The 26511-nt window shown below is 57.8% G+C and carries 28 protein-coding genes; 14 read left to right on the top strand and 14 right to left on the bottom strand.

The window, feature by feature from the left end; all coding sequences use genetic code 11:
* The 7 genes from BMZ36_RS05140 to fnr form a co-directional block, all read right to left on the bottom strand.
* Positions 1 to 1033 (bottom strand): MCP four helix bundle domain-containing protein (locus BMZ36_RS05140; protein ID WP_177187787.1); only part of this gene is annotated, 1033 nt, incomplete at its 3' end.
* A 61-nt stretch (positions 1034 to 1094) separates the two neighbouring features.
* Positions 1095 to 3245 carry a chemotaxis protein CheA gene (locus BMZ36_RS05135; RefSeq protein ID WP_091192236.1) on the bottom strand — a complete coding sequence of 717 codons (2151 nt, stop codon included), beginning with the start codon at positions 3243 to 3245 and terminating at the stop codon, positions 1095 to 1097.
* Positions 3246 to 3557, bottom strand: coding sequence for an STAS domain-containing protein (locus BMZ36_RS05130; protein ID WP_091192233.1), 312 nt, complete (start codon positions 3555 to 3557; stop codon positions 3246 to 3248).
* 20 nt (positions 3558 to 3577) lie between these two features.
* Positions 3578 to 4708: a methyl-accepting chemotaxis protein gene (locus tag BMZ36_RS05125; protein ID WP_177187786.1), complete on the bottom strand. Its 1131-nt coding sequence runs from the start codon at positions 4706 to 4708 to the stop codon at positions 3578 to 3580.
* A gap of 122 nt (positions 4709 to 4830) precedes the next feature.
* On the bottom strand, positions 4831 to 5184 hold the full coding sequence (locus BMZ36_RS05120) for a response regulator (RefSeq protein WP_245747781.1): 354 nt from the start codon (positions 5182 to 5184) through the stop codon (positions 4831 to 4833).
* Positions 5185 to 5408: 224 nt separating this feature from the next.
* Positions 5409 to 6071, bottom strand: a complete 663-nt coding sequence (locus BMZ36_RS05115) for a hypothetical protein (RefSeq protein WP_143085973.1) — start codon at positions 6069 to 6071, stop codon at positions 5409 to 5411.
* Between the two features lie 13 nt (positions 6072 to 6084).
* Positions 6085 to 6828 carry a fumarate/nitrate reduction transcriptional regulator Fnr gene (fnr, locus tag BMZ36_RS05110; RefSeq protein WP_091192288.1) on the bottom strand — a complete coding sequence of 248 codons (744 nt, stop codon included), beginning with the start codon at positions 6826 to 6828 and terminating at the stop codon, positions 6085 to 6087.
* A 60-nt stretch (positions 6829 to 6888) separates the two neighbouring features.
* Between fnr and hemN the strand changes: the two genes are divergently transcribed.
* The 4 genes from hemN to BMZ36_RS05090 all read left to right on the top strand — a co-directional run bounded on the left by hemN (position 6889) and on the right by BMZ36_RS05090 (position 11021).
* The gene (gene hemN, locus BMZ36_RS05105; protein WP_091192222.1) at positions 6889 to 8373 is read left to right on the top strand and encodes an oxygen-independent coproporphyrinogen III oxidase; all 1485 of its coding nucleotides are present in this window, start codon (positions 6889 to 6891) and stop codon (positions 8371 to 8373) included.
* Positions 8374 to 8383: 10 nt separating this feature from the next.
* The gene (locus BMZ36_RS05100) at positions 8384 to 8707 is read left to right on the top strand and encodes a nucleotide pyrophosphohydrolase (protein ID WP_091192219.1); all 324 of its coding nucleotides are present in this window, start codon (positions 8384 to 8386) and stop codon (positions 8705 to 8707) included.
* 7 nt (positions 8708 to 8714) lie between these two features.
* Complete coding sequence (locus BMZ36_RS05095) at positions 8715 to 9650, top strand: tRNA dihydrouridine synthase (RefSeq protein WP_091192217.1); 936 nt, start codon at positions 8715 to 8717, stop codon at positions 9648 to 9650.
* Positions 9651 to 9722: 72 nt separating this feature from the next.
* On the top strand, positions 9723 to 11021 hold the full coding sequence (locus BMZ36_RS05090) for a DNA polymerase Y family protein (RefSeq protein ID WP_091192213.1): 1299 nt from the start codon (positions 9723 to 9725) through the stop codon (positions 11019 to 11021).
* A 68-nt stretch (positions 11022 to 11089) separates the two neighbouring features.
* Here the strand turns inward: BMZ36_RS05090 and BMZ36_RS05085 are convergent, their stop codons facing one another.
* Both BMZ36_RS05085 and BMZ36_RS05075 read right to left on the bottom strand, forming a co-directional pair.
* Positions 11090 to 11599 carry a Dps family protein gene (locus BMZ36_RS05085; protein WP_444542565.1) on the bottom strand — a complete coding sequence of 170 codons (510 nt, stop codon included), beginning with the start codon at positions 11597 to 11599 and terminating at the stop codon, positions 11090 to 11092.
* Between the two features lie 480 nt (positions 11600 to 12079).
* Entirely contained in the window at positions 12080 to 12874 is a 795-nt protein-coding gene (locus tag BMZ36_RS05075; RefSeq protein ID WP_091192204.1) for an alpha/beta hydrolase, read from the bottom strand.
* Between the two features lie 65 nt (positions 12875 to 12939).
* Between BMZ36_RS05075 and BMZ36_RS05070 the strand changes: the two genes are divergently transcribed.
* Positions 12940 to 13272, top strand: a complete 333-nt coding sequence (locus BMZ36_RS05070) for a hypothetical protein (RefSeq protein WP_091192202.1) — start codon at positions 12940 to 12942, stop codon at positions 13270 to 13272.
* A gap of 3 nt (positions 13273 to 13275) precedes the next feature.
* Here BMZ36_RS05070 and thpR read toward each other — a convergent pair whose 3' ends face one another.
* Positions 13276 to 13782, bottom strand: coding sequence for an RNA 2',3'-cyclic phosphodiesterase (gene thpR, locus BMZ36_RS05065; RefSeq protein WP_177187785.1), 507 nt, complete (start codon positions 13780 to 13782; stop codon positions 13276 to 13278).
* 104 nt (positions 13783 to 13886) lie between these two features.
* On the opposite strand from thpR, the gene pyrG reads away from it, so the two are divergent.
* The 4 genes from pyrG to BMZ36_RS05045 all read left to right on the top strand — a co-directional run bounded on the left by pyrG (position 13887) and on the right by BMZ36_RS05045 (position 19850).
* Positions 13887 to 15539: a CTP synthase gene (pyrG, locus tag BMZ36_RS05060; protein ID WP_091192195.1), complete on the top strand. Its 1653-nt coding sequence runs from the start codon at positions 13887 to 13889 to the stop codon at positions 15537 to 15539.
* A 70-nt stretch (positions 15540 to 15609) separates the two neighbouring features.
* Positions 15610 to 16449, top strand: a complete 840-nt coding sequence (gene kdsA / locus BMZ36_RS05055) for a 3-deoxy-8-phosphooctulonate synthase (protein ID WP_091192192.1) — start codon at positions 15610 to 15612, stop codon at positions 16447 to 16449.
* Positions 16450 to 16574: 125 nt separating this feature from the next.
* Complete coding sequence (eno, locus tag BMZ36_RS05050) at positions 16575 to 17870, top strand: phosphopyruvate hydratase (protein ID WP_091192189.1); 1296 nt, start codon at positions 16575 to 16577, stop codon at positions 17868 to 17870.
* Between the two features lie 84 nt (positions 17871 to 17954).
* On the top strand, positions 17955 to 19850 hold the full coding sequence (locus BMZ36_RS05045; RefSeq protein ID WP_091192186.1) for an ATP-binding cassette domain-containing protein: 1896 nt from the start codon (positions 17955 to 17957) through the stop codon (positions 19848 to 19850).
* A 174-nt stretch (positions 19851 to 20024) separates the two neighbouring features.
* Here the strand turns inward: BMZ36_RS05045 and dbpA are convergent, their stop codons facing one another.
* The 3 genes from dbpA to BMZ36_RS05030 form a co-directional block, all read right to left on the bottom strand.
* On the bottom strand, positions 20025 to 21404 hold the full coding sequence (dbpA, locus tag BMZ36_RS05040) for an ATP-dependent RNA helicase DbpA (protein ID WP_091192287.1): 1380 nt from the start codon (positions 21402 to 21404) through the stop codon (positions 20025 to 20027).
* A gap of 137 nt (positions 21405 to 21541) precedes the next feature.
* Positions 21542 to 21925 (bottom strand): cytochrome b562, encoded by a 384-nt coding sequence (locus tag BMZ36_RS05035; protein WP_177187784.1) that lies wholly within the window; start codon positions 21923 to 21925, stop codon positions 21542 to 21544.
* A 31-nt stretch (positions 21926 to 21956) separates the two neighbouring features.
* Entirely contained in the window at positions 21957 to 22199 is a 243-nt protein-coding gene (locus BMZ36_RS05030) for a YecH family metal-binding protein (RefSeq protein WP_091192285.1), read from the bottom strand.
* Between the two features lie 145 nt (positions 22200 to 22344).
* Here BMZ36_RS05030 and BMZ36_RS05025 point away from each other — a divergent pair, with 145 nt between their 5' ends.
* From BMZ36_RS05025 to BMZ36_RS05015, 3 genes are read left to right on the top strand one after another with little or no spacing between them, the layout of a single operon-like run.
* On the top strand, positions 22345 to 22833 hold the full coding sequence (locus BMZ36_RS05025) for a NanQ anomerase/TabA/YiaL family protein (protein WP_091192181.1): 489 nt from the start codon (positions 22345 to 22347) through the stop codon (positions 22831 to 22833).
* A complete protein-coding gene (locus BMZ36_RS05020) occupies positions 22833 to 24059 on the top strand; it encodes a TIGR03862 family flavoprotein (RefSeq protein WP_091192178.1) in 1227 nt (408 codons plus the stop codon). Before BMZ36_RS05025 ends, BMZ36_RS05020 begins: the two co-directional genes overlap by 1 nt.
* A complete protein-coding gene (locus tag BMZ36_RS05015) occupies positions 24056 to 24514 on the top strand; it encodes a YaiI/YqxD family protein (protein ID WP_245747779.1) in 459 nt (152 codons plus the stop codon). Before BMZ36_RS05020 ends, BMZ36_RS05015 begins: the two co-directional genes overlap by 4 nt.
* A gap of 305 nt (positions 24515 to 24819) precedes the next feature.
* On the opposite strand, the gene BMZ36_RS05010 is transcribed toward BMZ36_RS05015, so the two are convergent.
* The gene (locus BMZ36_RS05010) at positions 24820 to 25509 is read right to left on the bottom strand and encodes an aspartate/glutamate racemase family protein (protein ID WP_177187788.1); all 690 of its coding nucleotides are present in this window, start codon (positions 25507 to 25509) and stop codon (positions 24820 to 24822) included.
* A 122-nt stretch (positions 25510 to 25631) separates the two neighbouring features.
* Here BMZ36_RS05010 and BMZ36_RS05005 point away from each other — a divergent pair, with 122 nt between their 5' ends.
* Positions 25632 to 26102, top strand: coding sequence for an Lrp/AsnC family transcriptional regulator (locus BMZ36_RS05005; protein ID WP_091192279.1), 471 nt, complete (start codon positions 25632 to 25634; stop codon positions 26100 to 26102).
* Positions 26103 to 26139: 37 nt separating this feature from the next.
* Positions 26140 to 26469: a DUF2185 domain-containing protein gene (locus BMZ36_RS05000; RefSeq protein WP_091192276.1), complete on the top strand. Its 330-nt coding sequence runs from the start codon at positions 26140 to 26142 to the stop codon at positions 26467 to 26469.
* The last annotated feature ends 42 nt before the right edge of the window (positions 26470 to 26511 follow it).

Below are 26511 nucleotides of genomic sequence, written 5' to 3'. Positions count from 1 at the left end.
TGATGTTCTGCTTGAGGGCATTGAAATCGCCACGGTATTCCTCGGTGATCCGGGGAGGCAGGTTGCCGGCGGCGATGCGGGCGATATGGTCGGCGGCGGCGTTGAGCGGACCGATGACGGCATCGAGTGTCTGGTTCACGCCTTCGATGACCTTGCGATAGTCGCCCTGATGGCGGGAAACGTCGGCGCGTACGGAGAGCCTGCCTTGCAGCGCAGATTCCACCAGACGGTTGGCGTCTTCAGCCATGGCGCGGACGGCGAGGATGACACGTTGCATGGCGGCGACGACGCTGGTCTGGTCGCCGGCCTTGAGGTCCATGTTGACGGAGAGGTTGCCGCTGGCGATCTCGTTGGCCGCCTTCATCACTGCGTCTGGTTCGCCCCCGATCTGGCGCAGGACGCTGCGTGCAAGGATGATGCCGAACAGAATCGTGCCAACCGCCCCCAGAACGATGAGTACCCAGGAAATCATCATGCCGCGGCGTGCAGCTTCGGCAGATGATTTTTGCAGCTCGCCGGTCAGTTTCTTGTTGTATTCGACGTGGGCATCGAAGGCCGCCTGGAATTTTGCGTTGGCGGGTGCGGCTTCTTTCAGGCTGACCTCGACGGCTTTCTCTGTTTCCCGGCGTTGCATGTGATGCATGAATTTGTTCAGGGCCTGCATATAGACCTGAAGACTGGCTTTGTCTGCGGCCATGAGTTGTTTGTCGGTTTCGTCCTTGATGAAGTCCTTTTCGTACAGGGCAAACGCTTTTTCCATGCTGGCTTGTGCGGCCTTGATCTTTTTGTCTTCCTGTGCGAGCTGGGCAGGATCGGTGATGTTCAATGTCCGTACCGCCAAGAAACGTAGACGCAGGTAAGACGTTTCAGCTTCGTTGAGCGCGGCAACGCCGGGCAAAGTCTTGCTATTGATGTATTCGAGGTTGTTGGCCACTGATCTGGTCTGGAATACCCCCACTAACCCAACTACGATCAAGACAGCAACGGAGCTGAGAATAATGGCCATCAGGCGTTGGGCTAAAGTCAGTTTCATTTTTATTTCCCTCGAAAATTGGCTTGTCCTGTCGGGCAATTTCATGGATGGGGATGTTGTTTCATGATGCGATTTTGGCCGAAGCCGTGTTTTCAGTACTCAGCGAGAGCAGGTTAATTTGTCTGGCCGAGGCACCGGCCGCACGTAGTTGCTGCAGCTCCATCAGCCCTTGCAGGTCGATGATCAGCGCAACCTCTCCGTTGCCCAGTATGGTCGAACCGGCAATGCCCTTGAGTGGTCTGAACAATTCGCCAAGCGGCTTGACCACGGTCTGGCATTGCCCGGCGAGCTGATCGACGATCAGACCGAGGCGACCATTTTCCGTGTTGACGACGATCACATTTTCCCGTTTGGCTGGGGGTGTTTCCAGACCAAAAAGCTCGCCCAGCCGTACGCAAGGTAGCGCTTCCCCTCGCAGCTTCATGCAGTCGCTGCCGGGAATCCGGTTCGATTCCTGCCATTCCAGGCATTCCTGGACCGTGTCCAGCGGTGCAACAAAACCGTGCTTGCCGATCTTCAGCAGGAAGCCGTCGATGATGGCCAGTGTGAGCGGCAGGCGAATGCGGAAGGAGGCCCCGAGCCCGGGGCGGTTGACGATGTGGATGTCGCCGCGCAGGCTTTTGATCGCACGGCGAACCACATCCATGCCCACGCCGCGCCCTGAGAGCGAGGTTACTTCTTCCGCCGTGGAGAAGCCGGGTTCGAAGATCAGGTTCAGCGTCTCGGCATCGCTCAGGTAGGTGTCTTCGTTGATCAGACCATTGGCGATGGCTTTTTGGCGGATGCGCTCGGTATTGAGGCCGCGCCCGTCATCGCCTACTTCGATCCAGACGTTGCCGGAATCGTGCCAGGCCAGCAGGCTCAACGTGCCGGTTTCTGGCTTGCCTGCTGCCTTGCGGGCCTCGACGGCTTCGATGCCGTGGTCAATGGCATTGCGCACGAGATGCATCAAAGGGTCGGCCAGTTTTTCTACCAGCGATTTGTCGAGTTCGGTTTCGGCGCCATCGGTGACAAATTCAATCTTTTTACCCAATTCGCGGGCGTTGTCGCGAACGACCCGCTGATAGCGATTGAATAATTCTCCAATCGGTACCATGCGCAATTGCAGCGCTGAATCGCGGATAGCTTCGGTCAGGCGGCTTAATCCCTGCAGAGATTCAAGGATGGCGCGCTGTCCGCAGGCGGTGGCGATCATGTGTGTGCCTGCGCTGGATATCACCAGCTCGCCGACCAGATTGATCAGATAATCCAGTTTTTCTGCCGGTACCTTGATCAGGCGCGATTCCTTGTTCATGCGTTCGCGTACCGCTTGCTGCTGTTCGACCGCGGCAGCGATGACTGTCGGCGTAGCGGAACCCTTGGCTACCAGCACCTCGCCGAGGGGGGCATCCTTGCATTCCTGTTGCTCTGCCAAGCCGGCATGAAGTTCAGCTTCCGTGATGGCTCCGGCCTTGAGCAAAATTTCGCCCAAGCGCATCGGGTTGTCCGGCATGGTCCGGATCAGTTCAAGGTATTCCTCGGTGTGGGCGTTAGGCGGGATGAGGCGCAGGAAGCCTTCGTCGGTAGCGAACATGAAGATTTGCTCAATCTGCGCTTTGCTGCAGTCGCTGGCAAACTGGATCTCAAAGCCAAACAGGCAGTCTTCCGGGTCGGCTTCATACAGCGACGGGAGCCCGTCGAGGATGGTATCGATACGCAGGATATGGCCGATCTCGCCAAGAGCTTCCAGCAGGACCAGCGGGTCTTGCCCTTGTCGATAGAGATCACGGTTGAGCCGTACTGAGAGATGCCAGCAGTCCCGGCCTTCTCTGGGAACAGTTTGAGTGCAGGATACTTCGCTGCGCTCTAACTGGGCGAGCAAACTGCTTTGGGTGTTGACCATGTCGTCGCGCAGTTCGTCATTACCATTGGCAAAAAGGTCCACCAGTAAGCGCAAGTGATCGACAGAGGCCAGTAGCGATTCAATCAAGCCGGGTTCCAGCGCGCGCAGATGCTGGCGCAGGGAGTCCAGCGTGTTTTCCAGGACATGGGTGAAGTTGGCGATACTGGAACAGTTGACTGTAGCTGCAGCACCCTTGATCGTGTGCGCGCTGCGAAAGACTGCGTGCAGCAATTCGTCCGAAGGCGATTTTTCCAGCGCCATCAGGCCGTCTTCCATTTGCGCGATCAGTTCGCGGACCTCGGTGACGAATGCTTCCTGAAGCGCATCCATTTACTTTTCCCCCTGCGCAGAAAGAACCAGCGGGTCTCCAAAGAAGGCCGCGACATTGAGCTTTTCGTATAAATGTTGTACCGCAGGCGAGTGATTGCGCAGGCACAGGGTTTTGCCCTGAGCGAGGCTTTCCTGTTTGAGCAGCGCAAGCAACTGCAGTCCGGCGGAATCAATGTTTTCGATGCCGGCCAGATCGATTTCCAGGCGGGGGTCGGCTTGCTGCAGCCAGTTTTCCAGGCGTGGTTTGAGTTCGGCTACCTGGTAAATCGTCAGGTCGCCGGTCAGTGGATATTCCGGGACAAGTTCAGACATGACCAATCCTCTTTGCTCACTCAGAAAAGCTCTATGCTGGGAGCACTGTTTGTTGCTGTGGTCTTTCCGGAAACCTCGCCATGTACTTTGCGCTGGCTGTCCATGACATAGTGCTTCAGTAGTTTATCGATCCGGTCGCTCAATGCCTGGCGCTCGGAAAGCAGCGATGCCGGATCAGCCAGTAGATTGGCCAGTTCCTGCAGGTGCTGGTTGAGTTCTTCCAGCCCGGAATCGACCAGCTCGACTTGCTGGCGGATGACATCCTGGAACTGGATGCTGGAGAGCAGGGTGATGATCTGGGACGATTGCGTGTCCTGATGGGTTTCCATCTTGGATACGACGTTGTTCAACTGGGAAATCAGGTCGGAACGGCTGGTGTCCATTTGCACCATCTGGTTGACCAGCTTGGTGAGGGTGTCCTGTTCCTGGGCCGCGCGCTCCTGATCGATGCTGTTGCCCAGTTGCGTTTCTATGGAGGTGGCTACGCGGGTGATGCCGGTTTCGATTTCCTGTGCTGCTTTGGCGCTTTGTTCGGAAAGTTTGCGCACTTCGTCAGCTACCACGGCAAAACCGCGTCCGGCTTCCCCTGCGCGGGCGGCTTCGATGGCGGCATTCAATGCCAGCATGTTGGTTTCTTTGGCGATCGCACGAATGAGCCCTGTCAGGTTGTTGAGCTGGCGCGCTTCTTCGGTGACCTGTTGTACGCTGGTGAGCTGCTTTTCATTGATCTCGTGGCGCGAGGCTGCGTATTTCCAGAAACGTCCCAGCGTGCGCTGGTTGCCGTCCTGCTGGTTATCCCAATCCTTCATCATTTCGTGAACCGTGGCGCTCACTCCTTTGAAGTCTTCTGCCAGATGCTGGTTCTGTTCATCCATGCGTTTTAGGTTTTCGATCAGCGCGGTGGCCTCGGTTTCTCCGTCGCTGTTGATTTGTAACAGGTGACCTTGCAATAGCTTGCGCAATTCGGAAATCCTGCGCAGATCGTCGATGACCACCCTGACAATTTCTTCGCATGAATCCTTGTGGTTTGCGGCGTGGACGTGTTTTTCCGGGACCCATAGCTCAAAACGGCGAACGCATACGCCCAGCACTTTCCCCGCAACAAACAGCGATACCCACAGCATGCCCCAACCCAATAAGGTACCGGGCATGCCAACATCTTGCGGCAGCATCCAGTGAAGAGAGGCTATCAGGCCACAAATGGCGCTCGCGCCGACGGTCGTAAAAAGCAGATGTTTGTGCAAATCAGCGCGGGGTATCATCGTTGATCTCCCTAGCGCAGGACTACACCAAGCGTTTGCAGCAATGCATCGGCCTGGACGGGCTTGACCAACCAGCCGGAGGCACCGGCGGCCTTGGCTTCCATGCGTTTTTCCTGGTGAGATTCGGTGGTGAGGAAAAGAATCGGCATGAATTTGTGCGTAGGCAACTTGCGCACACATTTGATGAACTCGATGCCGTTCATTCCGGGCATGTGCAAGTCGGTGATCAGCAGATCCGGTTTGAAGCCCTTGTTGAACTCGGCCATGGCCGCTTCCGCATTGCTGGCTTGTTTGGTTGAATAACCTGCTTTCTGAAGTATTGCTGAAATTGAAAGCAGGACAGTGGTTGAATCGTCTACCAGCATTACTGTTTTCATTTTTCATGGCCCCGAGTGGCTGTCTTTACAAATACTAGATGGTGAAATGTGGCACCGCAAACTCGCAGTTGAGGAAATGGCGTGATTTTTTACAGCGCTTGCATTTTCTTTGCGCCGCGCTGTAAGTGTTTTGTTGTGGTTTGTCAAATATTAGTGATTTCTAATATCTGAAAACGGAGATGTTCGTAAGGGGGGGCTTTGACAGGGGGGGATCAGTCAGCGGTGGATGGAGTCTTGGCAAACAGGTGGATCATCCGCGCAATCTGGCGAGCAGGCGATTCCGCGCCATCAAGAAACGAAGCCAAGGCATGTTGACGGTCGGCAAGTGCGGCCACGAAATGCTCGCCTTCCGTCTGCGAAAGGAACGCTTCGGACAGAACACCGGCTTGTTTCTGCAAGGCGGCAAGCTGGACGAGTTGCGGGAGCGGATTGGAGATGTCGATCGGTTGCTGGGTGGCAAGTTCTAGATGTCGCAACAACAGGAGGAGGAAGGCGGCTGCTCCTGCGTGACCCACGTGCCACCAGGCATAAGGACCAGGAGAGAGGGCGTTGATCACGGGCGATAGAGCGTGAAGATCCAGCGGGGTGCCAGCAGCTGCGATCATGAAGCCGTATTGTTTTCCCAGCGGCGTTTCAAGCAGGGCAATCTCGCCATAGTGTATCTGGGCAGAAGATGCAGATTCCGCGGTTTGGCGTGCCATTTCCATGTCGGTTGGCTGCAGGGTCAATAAACCGTCGCCTGGATGAAGATCAGGAACAGGGGCCGAACTTTCGACCTCGTGCAGCAGGACTTCGGCTGCATGGGGTGGAAGCGCTGCGAGTCTTGCCGAGACAGGCTCAACGAGTCGTGCGGGCAAAGTGATGATGACTCGCATGCGTTATTCCTCTCTAGCGCGGGTTGGTGCTCAAAATTGCTTTCAGACCGTCATGGCTGATGATTTCAATAAGGCGGTTTTGTACCTTGATCAGCCCTTGTTCCTGGAAACGCGACAGAATGCGGCTGACCGTTTCCAGCTTGAGGCCAAGGTAGCTGCCGATTTCTTCGCGGGTCATGCGCAAGTGGAAGCTGGTCGCCGAATAGCCGCGCAAGGCGAAACGTTGGGACAGGTTGAGCAGGAAGGCGGCTAGCCGTTCCTCTGCTTTCATGTTGCCCAAGAGTAGCATGACGTTGTGATCGCGCACGATTTCCCGGCTCATGATCTTGTAGAGATGATGCTGCAAGATGGGAACGTTGCGTGCAAGTGTCTGGATTTCATCGAAAGGCAGTTCGCATACTTCGCTGTCTTCCAGGGCAATGGCATCGCAGGCGTGGGCATCCGAACATATGGCGTCCATCCCCATTAACTCACCGGACATGTGAAACCCGGTTACCTGTTCGCGACCATCTTCTGAAATGACGCTGGATTTGAAAAAGCCCACGCGAACGGCATGCAGCGAGCGAAATGGTTCCCCTGCGCGATAAAGCCCTTCGCCGCGCTTGATGTGGCGTCCCTGGCAGATGATCGAGTCCAGTTGCCGCATTTCTTCCGGGCTGAGTCCGACTGGCAGGCACAGCTCGCGCAAACTGCAGGTCGAGCACATCTGACGCAGTTGCCGTGCGGATACTTCTCGTATCTGGATGGGCGAGAGCATGGACATAGGCTTGTTCAAAAACGTAAGTTGATTAATCAAGAACGGACTTCTTTGAGCTGCATGTTTGATGCAGGTCAATGTGGTGCATCCCGTTTACCCATTAATTTGCATCCCATTCTCATTTGCCGGGGCGCTTGTGTGTCGCATTTGCATCATTCAACAACGCAATCCGTCGATTTCGATCGCGAACTGATCGCCCGTTACGATGGCAAGGGGCCGCGTTATACTTCCTACCCCACGGCAGACCGCTTCGTTCCCGGTTTTGGCGCTACGGATCATGCCCATGCCTTGTCCAGCGTGGCGCAAGGCGATGCAGCGAAACCGCTTTCCCTGTATTTTCACATCCCGTTTTGCGATACGGTCTGTTACTACTGCGCCTGCAACAAAGTGATCACCAAGGATCGCGCACAGGCGGATCGTTATCTGGACCGCCTCGTGCGGGAAATCCATTTGCAGGCCGATTCGCTTCCTTTTCGAGCCCAAGTCTGGCAACTGCACTTGGGGGGCGGTACGCCCACTTTCCTGTCGGATGACCAGTTTGTGCGCCTGATGGATGCAGTTGCTTCCCGTTTTGACTTGTTGGACGGGGGGGAATTCTCCATTGAAGTGGATCCGCGCAAAGTAAGCGAAGAAACCGTTCTCCTGCTGGCAGGTCTTGGATTCAACCGCATGAGTGTCGGAATTCAGGATTTCTCTGCTGAAGTCCAAAAAGCCGTCAACCGTGTTCAAAGTGAGGCAGAAACGCGCCGCGTTATTGACGCTGCTCGCTCTAGCAATTTTCGTTCCATTAGCGTTGACCTGATTTACGGGTTGCCACGCCAGAGCGTGGAATCCGTCAGGGAAACCATCGGTCAGGTTTTGCGGATCAGGCCCGACCGTATTGCTTTGTATAACTATGCCCACCTGCCCGAGCGGTTCATGCCGCAACGGCGTATCAATGCTGCAGAATTGCCGGCGTCTGAAGCCAAGCTCGATATCCTGCAGAACAGCATCGAACAGATTGTCGATGCCGGCTATGTCTTTATCGGCATGGATCACTTTGCCTTGCCGGATGATGAGCTGGCCGAAGCACAACGCCGCGGGGAGTTGCACCGGAATTTCCAGGGCTACTCGACCCATGCCGATTGCGACCTGCTGGCTTTGGGCGTTTCTGCGATCAGCAAGGTCGGCACCGTGTATTGCCAGAACGTTAAAACCTTGGAAGATTATTATGCGAAGATTGATTCAGGTCAACTGGCGACAGACCGGGGGATCGCGCTGAATCAGGACGACGAGTTGCGTCGCAGTGTGATTCAGAAGCTGATGTGCCAGTTTGAACTCGATTTTTGTCGGATCGGGATGGAATTTTCGTTGAACTTCAGGGAATATTTCGCGCTGGAGTTGGCCTTGCTTGAGCAGCATGCAAGGGATGGCCTTGTCGCTATAGACGAAGAAGGCATCCGGGTTTTGCCCAAAGGCCGGTTGCTTATTCGCTCCGTTGCCATGGTTTTTGACCGTTATTTGCGAGAACAGGCTCCAGTGGGCCGGTTCTCGCGCCTCATTTGATATTGTCAGAATGAACCTGAACGAACTGATCCTGCAACTGCGGGAATTCGCGCGTGAGCGCGACTGGGAGCGTTATCACACGCCCAAGAATCTGGCGATGGCCATGTCGGTCGAGATGGCCGAACTGGTCGAGCATTTCCAGTGGCTGACCGCTGATGAATCGCAGGCCGTGAAAGATGCTCCCGATAAACTGCAGGCGATCTCCGAGGAGATGGCCGATATCCTCCTGTATCTGGTGCGCATGGCCGATGTGCTCGGTGTGGATCTGGATCAGGCTACGCAGCGCAAGCTGGTGCTCAATGCGCTGAAATATCCTCCCATTACGAAAGTTTAAGCCTGTCATGCGGATACTGCTGGCCCCGATGGAGGGGCTTCTCGATTGTGTGCTGCGTGACATTTTGACGCGCGTTGGCGGTGTGGATTTGTGTGTATCCGAGTTCGTGCGCGTTTCTGGCTCCCGGCTGCCCGTTCGCACTTTTTTGCATATAGCCCCTGAGCTAACCCAAGCAAGCCGAACTTCGGCGGGCGTGCCGGTGCGCGTGCAGTTGCTGGGTTCCGATCCTGTCATGATGGCGCTCAACGCTGCGCGCCTGGCTGAACTCAACCCTGCCGGCATCGATCTCAACTTTGGCTGTCCGGCCAAGACCGTCAATCGCCATCACGGCGGCGCCATTCTGCTACGCGATCCCGAGCGGATCCGGACCATTGTTGCCGCCGTGCGCGCTGCAATTCCTCCGAGCATGCTGCTTTCGGCCAAGATGCGGCTCGGGTATGAGGACAAATCGCTGGCCATCGCCTGCGCCCAAGCCATGCAAGCCGGTGGCGCCCAAGAGCTGGTGGTGCATGCCCGCACCAAGGAAGAAGGCTACAAGCCGCCTGCACACTGGGAGTGGGTGGGGCGCATCCGGGATGCGGTGGATGTTCCGGTGGTCGCCAACGGCGAGATCTGGACGCTGGACGATTACCGGCGCTGCCGTGAAATCAGCGGCGTCGAGGACGTCATGCTGGGACGCGGCATGGTCGCCAACCCGGCCCTGGCGCGGATCATCAAGGAAGGCGAGGGCGCAGCACTGGTCTGGAGCGACCTGCAGCCGTTCCTGCGCGATTTCTGGGATCTTGTTTGCCAGCGCACCCTGCCCAAATACCAGTGTGGCCGCATGAAACAATGGCTTCACTACCTGCGCCAGACTTGGCCGGAAGCCGGAGAGACCTTCCAGCGTTTGCGCACTGTCAGCCAACCGGGCGAACTGGAAGAGCAACTGTTTTCTCCGCGGTGATCGGAAAAAGCTTGATCGACACACGCTGCTTTTGAGAGTATAGAACGATCGTTCTGTGTTTGTGGGTGGCGCATGTCTGTTCAAGCTTGCGGTGACCGTGAAAGTTATTTTCCGGACGAACCGCTGCGCAGTCTGTATGTCGATTTCAATTCCTATTTTGCTTCGGTCGAGCAGCAGGTCGAGCGGCGCTTGCGCGGCCGGCCGGTCGGCGTGGTGCCGATGCTGGCGGAAACGACCTGCTGCATCGCGGCCAGTTACGAGGCCAAGCGTTTCGGGGTGAAGACCGGTACGACGGTCTGGCAGGCGCGTGAACTGTGCCCGGACATCGTGCTGATCGAGGCGCGCCCGCATCTGTATGTCGACTTCCACCACCGGCTGGTGGCTGCGGTGGATGGATGTTTACCGGTGAAAAAGGTGCGTTCCATCGACGAGATGGCTTGCTCGCTCATGGGGGGCGACCGGGAAAAAGAGACGGCCATCGCCCTGGCATTGCAAGTCAAGCAGGCGGTGCGGAGGGTGGGTGACAGTTTGCGTTGCTCGATTGGTATCGCGTCCAACGACTGGCTGGCCAAGACAGCGAGCGACATGCAAAAACCGGATGGCCTGATCGTTCTGGAGTCTCGCGATCTGCCGCATGCCTTGTTCCGGTTGGGGTTACGCGATCTGTGCGGGATTGGTTGCAACATGGAGGCGCGGCTCAAGGCGGCCGGGATTGTGACGGTCGAGCATCTGTGTCGGGCACGGCTGGAGAAAATGCGCCAGGTCTGGAATGGCTTCCCGGGCGAGCGCCTGCATGCCTTGCTGCGCGGACGTGAGGTGCACGAGGTGGAAACGCCGGGCAAGCGCTCAATCAGCCATTCGCATGTTCTGCCGCCGCATCTGCGCCATGCGCAGGGTGTCGAGGCCGTTTTGCACCGCTTGCTGCAAAAGGCTGCGGTGCGCCTGCGCCATCACGGGCTGGTGACAGCGCATCTGGCCGTGAAGGTGAAATTTACGACGCGCGACGGTATGCGCCGCTGGGTGATGGAGCGTTCATTCGATCCGACTGACCGCACGCTCGACTTTACCCGCATGTTGTCTCGGTGGTGGTTCGAGCGGCCGGACTGGGCTTGCCGGGCAACCCCGTTTGCTGCTGCGGTGTGGTTTTCCGATCTGGCCGAACGCAGATTGGTGACACTGGATCTTTTTGCCTCCGAGTCTTGCGATCCGCGGGCGGCGCTCGACAGTACCGTGGATTGGATCAATGCCCATTATGGCAAGCATACGCTGTACTGGGGCGCGGCTTATCTGTCTCGCGAGGCGGCACCTGCGCGCATTGCGTTCAATCACATTCCGGATGACGAATACGTTTGCGAGCCTGAAGGTGGTTGAGTGAGGGAGTCACAGAGCAAATAAAACAGGGGCCGGATTAACTCGGCCCCTGTTGGTGATTCAATGAGTTACTTGGCGCGTTTCTTCTTGGGCGCCGGTGCGGGCTCGGCGGTATCGTCTTCCAGTAGCGAGCGCAGCATCCAAGCGTTTTTTTCATGGATTTCCATGCGCTGGGTCATCAGATCGGCAGTGGATTGATCGCCGGCAGCGTCGGCAATCTTGAAGGTTTCGCGCGCGGCACGAATCACGGCTTCCTGGCCAGCGACCAGTTGGCGGATCATTTCCTTGGCTTTGGGGACGCCATCTTCGCCTTCGATCTTCGAGAGTTCCATGTAGCGTGCGTAGGAGCCTGGGGCTGGGTAGCCGAGGGCGCGGATGCGTTCGGCAATCATGTCCAGGGCGTTCCACAGTTCGGTGTACTGGTCCATGAACATGATGTGCAGGGTCTGGAACATTGGCCCGGTGACATTCCAGTGGAAATTGTGCGTCTTGAGGTAGAGGGTGAAACTGTCTGCCAGCATTTGCGAGAGCGATGCTGCGGTGCGTTCCCTGTCTTTCTCGGAAATGCCGATATTGATTGCCATGATGCGGTCTCCTTCGTTTATGGATGCGGGTTTGGCGGTAATTTGAATCCTGATTCAGGTTCCGGATACGGATGCAGTTTCATTCTAGGTATCGCGCCGCAACATGCAAAATGAATTTTTTGAGTTTTTGTGATAGCGTCAAACTATCGTTTGCCGTGTGATAAACGCTCGCAAATTGAGTGGAATTGAGCAAGAATCAGGCAAAGAGACCAAAGAGAGGGAGTCGGAGCAATGTCGAACAAATATACCGAAGGAGCTGCAAACGTTTTGCTGCATTTGCATTCCGGAGAACCCCATTTTTCCCACGGCCCGCATTGCGAATTTTCCAAGCCGCCGCACTGTCCGGAATGCAATGCCGGTGCGGAGGATATCGAAACCAACGATCTGCCGGCGCATCATGTTGAATACACATGTCGCTGCCTGAACTGCGGGTTCCAGTGGATGCCCAATTCCGACGAGTGAGAGGGGAGGAGATCAGTTCACCTCTTTCAACCAGAGCAGCAAGCGTTCCAGTACGGTATCCCTTTGGGCGTCCAGCATCATCGCATGTCCCATGCCCGGCATGAATTCGGGCAATACGCCAAGCGCATTGGCTGTTGCCCAAGTGTCGGCAGGGGGGATGATCTTGTCGTCTCCCGCAGCGAGAACAAGGGCTGGCAAGCGGGGGAGGGTCCATAGCCGCCATGGCTGTGGAACCAGCATCTCGTTCAGGGCGCGTTGCGACTCTGGCTGGGCGTGCAGGGCGAAAAGCGCCAATTCCTCTTCCGGCATTTCCGGCGAAAACAGCAACTCTTTCAGCGTACTTGTTTGCGGGGCTGTCATGAGACCATGCTGGAAACGATTGAGCTCGATCAGCAGTTTGGGGTTGGATACGCCCAAATACCAGGCTGAAAATCCGACACCGTAAGGAGCGACGCTCGATAGGAGTGCCAGTGCGCGGGCTTTTCCGCCATCAGCCAGATAGATCTGGGCCACATAGCCGCCCATCGAGTGGGCAACGATCACCGGAGGAGAAGGCAGGCGTTCTATTGCTGTTGCCACATCATCGACAAAATCTTCGATGCCCAGGCTGTCGATGTGTTCGTTGCTTTTGCTGCCGGCATGCCCGCGGAAACTCAGGGCATAGGAATCGAATCCCTCTTCGGCGCATCGGGTCAGAAACGGCACCCAGCTCCAGGCACCCGTGTAGGCACCGTGCAAGAACAGCAATGGTGTTGCATGTGCATTTTTTTCTGCCGGGAAATGCAGGATTTCGAGTTCGGGTTTCATCTCTGTTTGTGCGGTCCGTCTGATGGAAAGGGGTTCTGCTAAGATGATGGCAGGAGGGTGTCATCATGCCGTATGTGCGCAGAAACAGCGAGGGGCAAATTACAGCTCTTTTTCATCATTCCGAACCGGATGCGCAAGAGTTCTTGCCGCAGCACAGTCCGGAAATTGCCCGGTTTTTGGGTGTTCCGGCAGATTCCAGGCTTTTTACTGGGCTGGATGAAGAGTTGATCCGGGTCGTCGAGGATCTGATCGATGTTCTGATCACCAAGAATATCCTGCGATTGACGGATTTGCCGTTGCCGGCGCAGGAAAAACTGCTCTCCCGTAAACGATTGCGCCAGGAGCTGGCGCAGCCGCAGTCAACTTCTTTTCTCGATTCGGATGATGGATTGCTGTAAGCATTACTCCATGATCCGATAAACCACCCCGTTGGGCGTCGAGACCGAAACGTACAGCCGGGGGGCGGTCAGTTGCCAGTCAATGGGCGGCTCAATGGCCTGCCGGACGGGTTTAGCCTTGCGAAACAGCGTGACATGAGTCTGGAATGGCTTGCTGTCGAAAGCAAAGTCATGCGCCAGCAAAGTTGTTCGCACCTGTTTGGCCAAGTTTTCCAGTTGCGGGTTGTCTGCACTGCTGCCCGCCCAGACCACACCGGCTTTGGGGAATGCGCCGACGGCGTCCAGGATGATTTTTCCCTCCGGCAAGGAAAGTCCATGCATGAGTTCCTGCAATGTCTTGTGCCGTTGTTGGGGAACCTGCCCCAGAAATGCCAGTGTGAGATGCAGATTGCTTGAAGGGACCGGGTGACCTGATATTTGGGGCGCAAGGCGGTCGCGCAAATTTGCCAACGCTCGCCGCGTCTTTGGGGGTGGTGCGAGGGCAATGAACAAGCGAGGATTTTCCGGCATGGCGCAAGACCTTCGCTGGGTAAGTGGTGACAGACGGTTCATCCGCAATTGAGAGGGGGGGCGGCATCGGATAGAATACGGGATTCCAATCTTCTTTGCCTGCCATGACCAAGTATATTTTTGTTACCGGCGGAGTGGTTTCCTCGCTGGGCAAGGGCATTGCTGCCGCGTCTGTTGCTGCCATTCTTGAATCCCGCGGTCTGAAAGTGACCATGATGAAGCTGGATCCCTACATCAACGTGGATCCGGGTACCATGAGCCCCTTCCAGCACGGCGAGGTGTTCGTGACCGAAGACGGCGCCGAGACCGATCTGGATCTGGGCCATTACGAGCGCTTCATCTCGTCCAAGATGACCAAGCGCAACAACTTTACCACCGGCCAGATTTACGAATCCGTCATCCGCAAGGAGCGCCGCGGAGACTACCTCGGCAAGACAGTGCAGGTGATCCCGCATATCACCGACGAAATCAAGCTCAACATCAAGCAGGGCGCAGGTGCTGCGGATATCGCCGTGGTCGAGGTCGGTGGCACGGTGGGCGACATCGAATCGCTGCCGTTCCTTGAAGCCATCCGCCAGATGGGGGTGACGCTCGGCAAGGAAAACACCTGCTTCGTGCACCTTTCCTATGTGCCGTACATCGCCGCGGCTGGCGAGATCAAGACCAAGCCGACCCAGCACAGCGTCAAGGAATTGCGCGAGATCGGCATTCAGCCCGACGTGCTGATCTGCCGCGCCGATCGCGTGGTGCCGGACGAAGAGCGCAAGAAAATCGCCCTGTTCACCAACGTGCAGGAAGCCGCCGTCGTGTCCTGCCCGGACATGCCGAGCATTTACCAGATTCCGCGCGTATTGTCCGATCAGGGAATCGACGAGATCATTTGCCGCCAGTTCCATCTCAACATCCCGAAGGCCGATCTCTCGGTCTGGGATCGTATCGTCGATGCGATCAACTCGCCGCAGCAGACGGTCAATATCGCCATGGTTGGCAAGTATGTCGACCTGACCGAATCGTACAAGTCGCTGATCGAAGCGCTGAAGCATGCCGGTATCCACACCGGTAGCGAGGTCAAGATCACTTTCGTTGATTCCGAGGCGCTTGAAACCGAAGGCATCGACTGCCTGAAGAACATGGATGCCATCCTCGTTCCGGGCGGCTTCGGCAAGCGCGGCGTCGAAGGCAAGATCAAGGCGGTGCGTTTTGCGCGCGAGAACAACATCCCGTACCTCGGCATCTGTCTGGGGATGCAGATTGCGCTGATCGAATATGCTCGCGACATGGCCGGCATGGCCGGTGCCAACTCGACGGAATTCGATCTGGAGACCCCGTACCCGGTGGTGGCGCTGATCGACGAGTGGGTCAATCGTGACGGCAAGATCGAAAAGCGCGACGAAAACTCCAACATGGGCGGCACCATGCGCCTGGGCGCGCAGGAATGCCGCTTGGCCAACGGTTCGCTGGCTGCGAAGGTTTACGGCGCCGAAGTCATTACCGAACGCCACCGTCACCGTTATGAGGTCAACAACCACTATCTGGGTCGCCTGGAAAGCGCAGGGCTCAAGATCAGCGGCAAGTCGGCCGGTGCCGAACAACTGGTGGAAACGGTTGAGCTGCCGAACCATCGCTGGTTCTTCGCCTGCCAGTTCCACCCGGAATTCACTTCCACGCCGCGCGACGGGCATCCGCTGTTCAAGTCCTTCGTCGAGGCTGCGATTGCCTACGCCAAGGACAACGGTCGCGAAGGCTTGTCTTGCTAAACCGGTGAGGAGAGAGGAGTGAGGTGTTTTACCCCTCACCCTTCACGCCTCACTCCTCACGGAGTACCCGATGAAACTCTGCGGATTTGAAGTTGGCCTCGATCAGCCGTTTTTCCTGATCGCCGGCCCCTGCGTGATCGAAAGCGAGCAGATGGCGCTGGATATTGCCGGGCAGATGAAGGCGATTGCCGAAGAGCTGGCGATTCCCTACATCTTCAAGGCGAGCTACGACAAGGCCAACCGCAGTTCCGGCAAGTCGTTCCGCGGGCCGGGGATGGACAAGGGGCTGGAGATTCTGGCGCGGGTGCGTCGCGAAATCGGCGTGCCGGTGCTGACCGATGTGCATACCGAACAGGAAATCCCGGCCGTGGCAGCCGTGGTCGATGTGCTGCAGACCCCGGCATTCCTGTGCCGCCAGACCGATTTCATCCAGGCTGTGGCGACCTGCGGCAAGCCGGTCAATATCAAGAAGGGCCAGTTCATGGCGCCCGGCGACATGAAGCATGTCGTCGACAAGGCCAGGGAAGCCAACGGCGGGATCGATAACATTCTGGTCTGCGAGCGCGGCGCTTCGTTCGGTTACAACAATCTGGTCAGCGACATGCGCAGCCTGGCGATCATGCGCGAAACCGGTTGCCCGGTCGTGTTCGATGCCACGCATTCGGTGCAATTGCCGGGCGGGCAGGGCACGTCGTCGGGCGGGCAGCGTGAATTCGTCCCGGTGCTGGCGCGCGCAGCCGTGGCGACCGGTATTTCTGGTTTGTTCATGGAAACGCACCCCGATCCGGCCAAGGCGTTGTCGGACGGCCCGAATGCCTGGCCGTTGCCGCGCATGCGCGAGCTGCTGGCGGTGCTGAAAGATATCGACCGAGTGGTCAAGGCGCACCCCTTGCATGAGTGCGCCAAATAGACGCCGGTTTGAGCACCCGTGCGAAATTAGTACCTGATTCTTATGCAGTTGAATATATCCGAGCCATGCCAGTCGTGGCACTCTTTCAACGTTGTACTTCTGAACTACCTACTTGAGGTTTGCAAATGAGCGCTATTGTTGAAGTCATCGCCCGCGAAATCCTGGATTCCCGCGGCAACCCGACTGTTGAAGCCGATGTTTTGCTGGAATCCGGTGTCATGGGCCGCGCGGCCGTGCCGTCCGGCGCCTCCACCGGCGAGCGTGAAGCCCTGGAACTGCGCGACGGCGACAAGTCCCGCTACATGGGCAAGGGCGTACTGAAGGCGGTTGAAAACATCAATACCGAGATTTGCGAAGCCATCATCGGTCTGGATGTTTCCGAACAGGCTTTCATCGACAAGACCATGATCGATCTCGATGGCACTGAAGACAAGGGCCGTCTGGGTGCCAACGCAATCCTCGCCGTCTCCATGGCCGTGGCCAAGGCCGCCGCCGAAGAAGCCGGCCTGCCGCTGTACCGCTACGTGGGAGGTTCCGGCCCGATGGCGCTGCCGGTGCCGATGATGAACGTGATCAACGGCGGCGAACACGCCAGCAACAGCCTGGATTTCCAGGAACTGATGATCATCCCGGTGGGCGCGCCGACCTTCCGCGAAGCGCTGCGTTACGGCGCCGAAGTGTTCCACAACCTGAAGAAGATCCTGCACGACAAGCACCTGCCGACCCAGGTCGGCGACGAAGGCGGTTTCGCGCCGGACGTGAAGAACGCCGAAGAAGCGCTCGACATGCTCAAGGCTGCGGTCGAGAAGGCCGGTTATGGCTGGGGCACCGACATCTGCATCGCCCTCGACTGCGCGGCTTCCGAGTTCTACGACAAGGAAACCGGCAAGTACGTGTACAAGAAGAGCGACAAGCGCGAGCTGACCAGCGCCCAGCAGGTCGATTACCTGGAAAGCCTCGTCAACGCCTACCCGATCATTTCGATCGAAGACGGCATGGGCGAGCGTGACTGGGACGGCTGGAAGATCCTGACCGACCGTCTGGGCGCACGCGTGCAACTCGTGGGCGACGATCTCTTCGTGACCAACAGCAAGATCCTGGCCGAAGGCATCAAGAAGGGCATCTGCAACTCCATCCTGATCAAGGTCAACCAGATCGGTTCGCTGTCCGAAACCCTGCAGGCCGTCGATCTGGCCAAGCGCAACCGTTACACCTCGGTGATGAGCCATCGTTCCGGCGAAACCGAAGACAGCACGATTGCCGATCTGGCCGTAGCCACCAACTGCATGCAGATCAAGACCGGCTCCCTGAGCCGTTCCGACCGCATGGCCAAGTACAACCAGTTGCTGCGCATCGAAGAAGAACTGGGCGATGCCGCCTACTATCCGGGTCGTGAAGCGTTCTACCAGATCAAGGCTTGATCTGTAGCGTTACAAGCTGATCCAGCAGGCATCCGGAGAGTCGGGTGCCTGCTTTTTTGTTTTTGACATTCAGAATACGTCTCCATGATTCGCCTCAAATCCCTTCATCTGCGTCGTGGCACCAAGGTGCTGCTCGAAAAATCCGATCTGACGTTGTATCCCGGCAGCAAGACCGGCGTGGTTGGCCCCAACGGGGCGGGCAAGTCGAGCTTCTTTGCGCTGCTGCGCGGCGAACTGCATCAGGATGCCGGTGATCTGGAATTGCCGCCGAATGCGGTGATTGTGCACGTGGCGCAGGAAACGCCGGCCTTGCCGTGTTCGGCGCTCGACTATGTGCTCGATGGCGATGCCGAGTTGCGGACCATTGAGCGGGAATTGCAGGTCAGCGAACACGACGGGATTCGCCATGCGGAATGCCTGGCACGCTTTGAATTGATCGATGGTTACTCGGCGCGGGCACGTGCTGCCAAGCTGCTGTCCGGGCTGGGATTCTCCGATGCCGAGATGGCCAATCCGGTCGCAAGTTTTTCCGGCGGCTGGCGCATGCGCCTCAATTTGGCGCAGGCCCTGATGCGCCGTTCCGATTTGCTGTTGCTCGACGAACCCACAAACCACCTGGATCTGGAAACCGTGGTCTGGCTGGAAAACTGGTTACGCAGCTATCCCGGCATGTTGCTGGTGATTTCCCATGACCGCGACTTTCTCGACAACACGGTCAATGCCATCCTGCATGTCGACCGCGCCGAGTTGAATCTCTACACCGGCAACTACGCCGATTTCGAAGCACAGAAAGCCGCGAAGCTGGCTTTGCAGCAGCAAGCTTATGACAAACAGCAGCGCGAAATCGAACATCTGGAAGCGTTCATCACCCGCTTCAAGGCCAAGGCCAGCAAGGCGCGTCAGGCGCAGAGCCGCGTCAAGGCGCTGGAACGCATGGAGCGTATCGCCGCCGCGCATGTGGATTCGCCGTTCAATTTTGCCTTCCGCGAACCGGACAGCAGCCCTAATCCCTTGTTGCGCATAGAAGCAGGTGTGGCCGGTTATCAAGTTGATCGCCCGATTCTGAGTCGGCTGAACCTCAGCATCGAAAAAGGCGCACGCCTGGGGTTGCTGGGCGTCAACGGTGCGGGCAAATCGACTTTCATCAAGACGCTGGCCAGCGAAATTCCGCTGCTCGAAGGGATCAAAACCGAAGGCAAGGGGTTGAAGATCGGCTATTTCGCCCAGCATCAGCTTGATTGTCTGCGTTTGGATGAGTCGCCGCTCTGGCATATGCAGAAGCTCGACCCTGCCACGCGCGAGCAGGAACATCGCGATTATCTGGGCGGGTTCGATTTCCGCGGCGAGATGGCCACGAGCCCGGTCGCGCCGTTTTCGGGCGGCGAAAAAGCCCGGTTGGCACTGGCCTTGTTGATCTGGCAAAAGCCCAACCTGCTGCTGCTCGACGAGCCGACCAACCACCTCGACATCGAAATGCGTCAGGCGCTGACGCTGGCGATGCAGGATTACGAAGGCGCGCTGATTGTCGTTTCCCATGACCGCCATCTTCTGCGCGCCACGGTCGACGATTTCTGGCTTATCGAGAACGGCACACTACGCCCCTTCGATGGCGATCTCGATGATTACACGCGCTATAGCCAGGAAGTCCGCCAAGCGGCCGGGCAGGCGCGGCTGGCCGCTTCCGGCGAACAGGTCGACCGCAAGGCGCAAAAACGCCAGGAGGCCGAAGCTCGCCAGCGCCTTTCCGTTCAGCGCAAGCCGCTGGAGCAGAAGCTGGCCAAGATCGAGAAGGAGTTGGCATCGCTTAATACCGTGCATGCCGACCAGACGGCCCGGCTGGCCGACGAATCCGTTTACGCGCCCGAGAGCAAGGACGAGCTGCAGGTCTTGTTGAAGGCGGAAGCGGAAACCAAGGAACGCTTGGAAACGCTGGAGATGGAGTGGCTGGAAATCAGCGACCAGCTTGAGCAACTGGTCTGATTCTGAATTCCTTACCACAGAGACACAGAGGCACAGAGAAGAGCGGGAAATCAGACCGCGTAGCCGGATTAGCCGCATAGCGGCGTAATCCGGGTCGCCGTAGGCGATGGCTGTTCGTCCTGAATTGATCGAAAAGTGGACGAATTTCCCCAACGATAACCGCGGTTTTCAGGGTTATTCAACAAACCGCATCTTGAAATTCCGCCCCTTGATGGTGCCGTTCAGCTTGCGCAATGCCCGTTCGGCAACCTGCCGGTCGAGCGCGACGTAGCTGAAAAATTCAAAGACGTTGATCTTGCCGACTTGCGCGCCAACGAGGCCGCCGTCGCCGGTTAGGGCACCAAGAATATCGCCGGGGCGGAGTTTGTCCTTGCGTCCACCGGCAATGCAGAGTGTGACCATGGGCGGAACCAGTGCCTCATCGGAGACTGGCCCCAATTCCTCCAGCTTGTGCCATTCCGCCTTGGTTTGCTGGTATTGCTCAATGAGCTGCACCCATTTTTTCTCGTTGGCTGCGGCAAGACTCAGCGCCAGCCCCTTGTCACCGCCGCGCCCGGTACGTCCGATGCGGTGGATGTGCACCTCGGCATCGCGCGAGACATCGACGTTGATGACGGCATCCAGTGTCGAGATGTCCAACCCGCGCGCGGCAACGTCCGTTGCCACCAGCACCGAGCAGCTCTGGTTGGCAAAGCGCACCAGAATCTCGTCGCGGTCGCGTTGCTCCAGTTCGCCGTAGAGCGCCAGCGCGGAGAAGCCTTGGGCCTGCAATTCGGCGACCAGCTCGCGGCAGTGAATCTTGGTGTTGCAGAACGCCAGTGTCGACGTCGGGCGGAAATGGTTCAGCAGTTGCGCGACGGCAGCGTTGCGTTCTGCGGGTTCAATCGCATAGAAGCGCTGTTCGATGTGGCTGCTGCTGTGCAACGCTTCTACCTTGACCTCGACCGGATCGGTCAGGAAACGCGAGCTATCCTTGCGGATGCTTTCGGGGTAGGTCGCGGAAAACAGCAGCGTCTGGCGGCGTTTGGGCGTGGCATCGACGATGTAGCGGATCTCGTCGTAGAAACCCATGTCGACCATGCGGTCGGCCTCGTCGAGCACCAGCATTTTGACCGCTTTCAAATCAAGCGTCTTGCGGCTCAGATGATCCTGGATGCGCCCCGGTGTGCCGACCACGATATGTGCGCCGTGTTCGAGCGAGCCGATCTGCGGCCCCATCGGCACGCCGCCACACAAACTCAGGATCTTGATGTTGTCCATGCAGCGCGCCAGCCGGCGCAATTCCTTGGCGACCTGGTCGGCGAGCTCGCGCGTGGGGCAGAGCACCAGCGCCTGCACGGCAAAGTAGCTGGGGTTGAGGTGATGCAGAATGCCCAAGCCGAAAGCCGCGGTCTTGCCGCTGCCGGTCTTGGCTTGGGCAATCAGGTCGCGCCCGGACAGAATAAGCGGCAGGCTTTGCGCCTGGATCGGTGTCATCTGCTGGTAGCCCAGATCGGCGAGATTGCGTAGTTGTGCGGGGGCAAGAGCCAAAGTGGAAAAGGGATGGGAGCTCACAATGGCGTGCCTCATGATGTTAAGGGGGCAAAGTCTAGGGATTGTCAGGCCGGGTTACAAGCCCGCGTATCGTTGAGTCGGATGGCCGAAACAAAAACGGCCGGTTTGCACCGGCCGTATGTTGTGATCGGATCGGATCAGTCGCGCATTTTTTTGTGATACTCGGAGCGCAATTCCTTGGCGCGGGCGAGCGACGCCTTGGCCGCATCGAATTTCCCTGCATCGGCAAGCGCGATGGAATTATCGAGCGCGGCAAGCAATTTGCCGATTCCTTCCAGATAGGTTTGCTCCGGTTTGCCTTGTTGTCTGGATGCCAGAACCTGGGCTTGGGTCTTTTTCGCGAGGTCGCGCACCGTAACCAGCTCTTTCTTGAGCGTGGCGGCATCCTTCGCGGAATCCGCTGCCTTGAAGCTTTGCCCCATGGCTTTCATTTCCGCCTTGACGGAAACTTCGGCCTGGACTTGGCTAGCAAAGCCCAGGGAGAGTATGGCTGCGCAGATCAGGGGAACAAATTTCTTCATGGTGGGGAACTCCTCAAAGGGGTAATGCCAATCAATGATTGCAGATTTTGTCCGGTTGCGTGTTGAAGCCGGCATCATCCTCGATGAATTTTCCCTTGGCTGCCAGAAAGTCGATCAGTTCTGCGGCGGTCATGCCTTCGGCACTGCAGGTGTGAAAACGGGTATCGGCGCCGAAACGCTCGATGATGGCGTTCTGCAGGCTTTCCTTGGTGAAGCTGCCGCCTTTTTCCAGCATGAAATGCATGACTTCGTGGCCGTGTACGGATGTGCTCATTTTGTGCTCCAGTGTATTGAGAATGAATAGCAATGAAAACGATTCTACAAGTGAGCCGGAGCGACTACAACTGCGCTAACACCATGGTTATTGGGCAAGAAATGGCGCTACGCAGTATCATCGCGCTTCTTGAAGAGGGAACGACATGATTACTGGACTGCTTGCCGATTCTGCCCGGCACAAAGCCCTTTTGCCGGCTGCGATCGTTCGCGGATTGGGAGCGCTGGAGGGCAGGGATCTTGCCGGTTTGCCGGCCGGTCGCTACGAGATCGAAGGCGAAAAACTGTTTTTCCTGGTGCAGGATGCGGTGTTGCGTCCGGCAGAAGAATGTCGACCGGAAGCGCATCGCAGCCATGCCGATATCCAGCTTCCGGTTTCCGGGCGCGAGCGCTACGGCGCGGCTTTGCCTGTAGCCGGCATGCAGCCCGTCGAAGACCTGCTGGATAGCAAGGACGTGGCGTTTTATGCCGCGCCGGAAAACGAGTTTTTCCTCGATCTCGATCCCGGTTCGTTCGTCGTGTTCTTCCCGGGCGAACTGCATCGCCCGTGCGTGGCTGTTCAGGAGTCGACCTCCATCCGCAAGGTGGTGGTGAAGGTGCATGCCAGTCTGCTGGGCTTGCAGGCGGAACAGTAATGCGCGGAAACGAACTCAAGCATGTCGCCATCATTGGCGGCGGCCCCGCAGGGCTGATGGCTGCGGAAGTGCTGTCGGAAGCCGGCGTGCAGGTCGATGTCTACGATGCCATGCCTTCGGTCGGCCGCAAGTTCCTGCTCGCGGGTGTCGGCGGCATGAACATTACGCACTCCGAGCCGCTGGAAGTCTTTGTCGGCCGCTACGGGGCACGGCGCGAAGAGATTGCGCGCTGGCTGTCGGCCTTCGGTCCGGAGCAGTTGCGTGCCTGGATGCACGGCTTGGGAATCGAGAGTTTCGTCGGCAGTTCGGGCAAGGTGTTCCCACAAGGCATGAAGGCCGCGCCGCTGCTGCGTGCCTGGTTGCATCGCCTGCGCGAGCAGGGCGTGCGCTTCCATGTGCGCCACCGCTGGCTGGGCTGGTCGGACGAAGGCGATTTGCGTTTCGCAACCGATGCCGGCGAGATGGCCGTGCAAGCGGATGCGGTCATTCTTGCGCTGGGCGGCGGCAGTTGGTCCAGATTGGGCTCGGACGGGAAATGGATTCCTGCGCTGGAAAGGCAAGGCGTTGCAGTTGTACCGCTGAAGCCGGCGAATTGCGGATTCGACGTCGGCTGGTCGGCGCATTTTTGCCAGCGTTTCGCCGGTGCACCGCTCAAAACGGTTGCGCTGTGCTTCGATGGCGAACGCCGGCAGGGTGAGTGCGTGGTGACCGCGACCGGCATCGAGGGCGGCCTGATCTATGCCTGTTCCGGCCGGTTGCGCGATGCCATTGAGGCGCACGGCAGTGCCGTGATCGAGCTGGATCTGCTGCCGGGGCGCAGCCTGGAACGGGTGACGGAAGAATTGAACCGCCCGCGCGGTGCGGATTCCATGGCCAACCATCTGCGGCGCAAGCTGGGTATCGAGGGCGTCAAGGCCGGTTTGCTGCGCGAACTGGTTTCAAAAGAAGACTTTGCCGATCCCGTGCGACTGGCTGCGACCATCAAGGCGTTGCCGGTGCGATTGATTGCACCGCGTCCGCTGGACGAGGCGATCAGTTCTGCGGGTGGCGTGCATTTTGAAGGGGTGGATGAGCGCTTGATGCTGAATGCCTTGCCGGGTGTGTTTTGCGCCGGGGAGATGCTCGATTGGGAAGCACCGACCGGTGGCTACCTGCTGACGGCTTGCCTGGCGAGCAGCAGGGTGGCGGGGCAGGGCGTACTGGCGTATCTGGAAGGAGCACGATGATGCAAATATGGGTCGATGCGGATGCCTGCCCCAAGGTCATCAAGGAGATTCTTTTCCGGGCCGCCGAGCGCTGGCAAATCCAAGTAACGCTGGTCGCCAACCAGTTGCTGTATACGCCGCCGTCCCAATGGATTCGCGCCGTGCAGGTGCCTTCCGGGTTTGACGTGGCGGACAACTGGATCGTGCAGCAGGCGCAGGCCGGCGATCTGGTGATTACCGCCGACATTCCGCTCGCCGATGAGATACTGAAAAAGCAGGCCGTTGCGCTCAATCCGCGCGGCGAGCTTTATACCGCAGAAACCATCCGCGAACGGCTCAACATGCGCGATTTCATGGATACCTTGCGCGCCAGCGGCATCGAAACTGGCGGGCCCGCGGCATTCAGTACCGCGGACCGGCAGGCGTTTGCGGCGCAGTTGGACAAACTCATGGCCAAGGCCGCGCGTAGCAGGTGATTGCCCTATCCATTACCACAGAGACACAGAGGCTCAGAGAAGAGCGATAAATCAGCCTCTTGCGTGTTGTTTTGCTACATCTATCCAAGCCAATCTCGAGGCATGACAGTTTTTTCTCTGTGTTCTCAGAACCTGTTAACGCTCTTGCTGCGAAGCCGTGATCGGGGCTCATGCGCTGCTCAAAATCCTCATGTACTACTTGTATACTCCGGTTTTTGCGCTGCTCTTCACCCCGCTGACGGCTTCTCGCGACAGATCGTGAATAGGTTCTCAGTGCCTCTGTGATTCAACCGGGATTTTCAGGATTATTGCAGTGCGAAATCCACGGCCGCGATGGCATGCAGGGTGGTGGTATCGAAGATCGGCAGCGTGCAATGCTGCTGGTCGACGAGTAGCGGCAACTCGGTACAGCCCAGAATCAGCCCCTCTGCGCCTTGTTCGGCCAGGTTTTCGGCAATGCGCAACAGGGTCTGGCGCGATGTGTCGAGCATTTTTCCCTGACACAGTTCTTCAAAAATGATCCGGTGGACTTCGGCGCGGTCCGCTTCTTCGGGAATCAGCGTTTCGATTCCATGACGGGCCAAGTGCTCGGCGTAAAACGGTTGCTCCATCGTGAAACGGGTGCCCAGCAAGCCGACCTTCTTCAGCCCTTGTGCGCGGATGGCTTCGGCTGCGGCATCGGCGATGTGCAGCAGCGGCATGCGGATGGCGTCCTGTACCTGCGGCGCGACCTTGTGCATGGTGTTGGTGCCGATCAGGATGCAATCCGCGCCGGCGCTTTCCAGCTTGCGGGCGGTATCGGCCAGCAGCCCGGCCATCTCGTCCCATTGCCCGGCTTTCTGCATGGCGGCGATTTCGGCAAAGTTGAGGCTGGCAACATGGATGCGGGCAGAATGCAGTCCGCCCATGCGGCGGGCGACTTCGCGGTTGATGACCTGATAGTAGAGCGTGGTCGATTCCCAGCTCATTCCGCCGATCAGGCCGATGGTTTTCAGGTTGCGCTGTTCCATGTCGTGTCTCCTTGTTCGAAAGCACAGTATCGCGGCAATCGCGCGAAAAATGTTTGCAAATTTGATGCTTAATGAGGAATATGGAGAAAAATTTTTCTCATATTGCCATGAAAAAGAAACTGGATCGCGCGGACAAGGCGTTGCTCGATATCCTGCAGCAAAACGTTGATCTTCCCTTGGGAGAAATCGCCGCGCGGGTCAATCTGTCCCCCACACCGTGCTGGCGGCGCATCCAGCGCTTGCAGGAAGAGGGCTTCATCCGCCGCAAGGTGGCCTTGCTCGATGCCGAAAAGCTCAGAGTGGGCGTGACGGTGTTCGTTTCGATCAAGGCCGGGCGGCACAGCCGGGACTGGTTCGAAGGTTTTCGCGATGCGGTCAGTGCCATGCCGGAAGTTGTCGAGTTCTATCGCATGAGTGGAGATGTCGATTATCTGCTGCGGGTGGTGGTGCCGGACATCAAGGCTTATGATGCGGTCTACCAACGTTTGATCGCCTGCGCGGAATTGCAGGACGTGAGCTCCAGCTTCGCCATGGAGCAGGTGAAATATACGACGGCCCTGCCGTTGGACTACATTTAAGTCTATGCTGCACTGCAGTATTCAAAAGGAGCCCGCCATGCACAAGGAATTCCGTCTTTCGAAAAACCAGATTCGCGCGCTGGCAGAAGGTTATGGGCTGTGCGTGGTGAGCGACAAGATCACGGTGGATGGCCTGCCGGTGGGTTTTGCCTGCCGCGAAGAGCCGCAGGACGAGGCTGATAGCGGCTGGCGATTCCTGTCAGGCACGGAAAGCGATGCCTATATCGACAACACCAAGAATTTCAGCGTGCTCGATATCAACGTTGTGGCCAATTACGACGAGGGGATCATCGCCTTGCTCGACGAACCGATTGGCGCCGAGTTTGACCGGGATGAAAACGGTGCGTTTCTGGATGCCAACGAGTAAGGCTAAGCAGTAACGAAATTTGCAGGAGCACCCAGCATTGAG

This window comes from Formivibrio citricus, from assembly GCF_900115065.1.
In the GTDB taxonomy this organism is placed as follows: Bacteria; Pseudomonadota; Gammaproteobacteria; order Burkholderiales; family Chitinibacteraceae; genus Formivibrio; species Formivibrio citricus.
The sequence above is the reverse complement of the archived record's forward strand: the minus strand, read 5'-3'. Positions and strand labels throughout refer to the sequence as shown.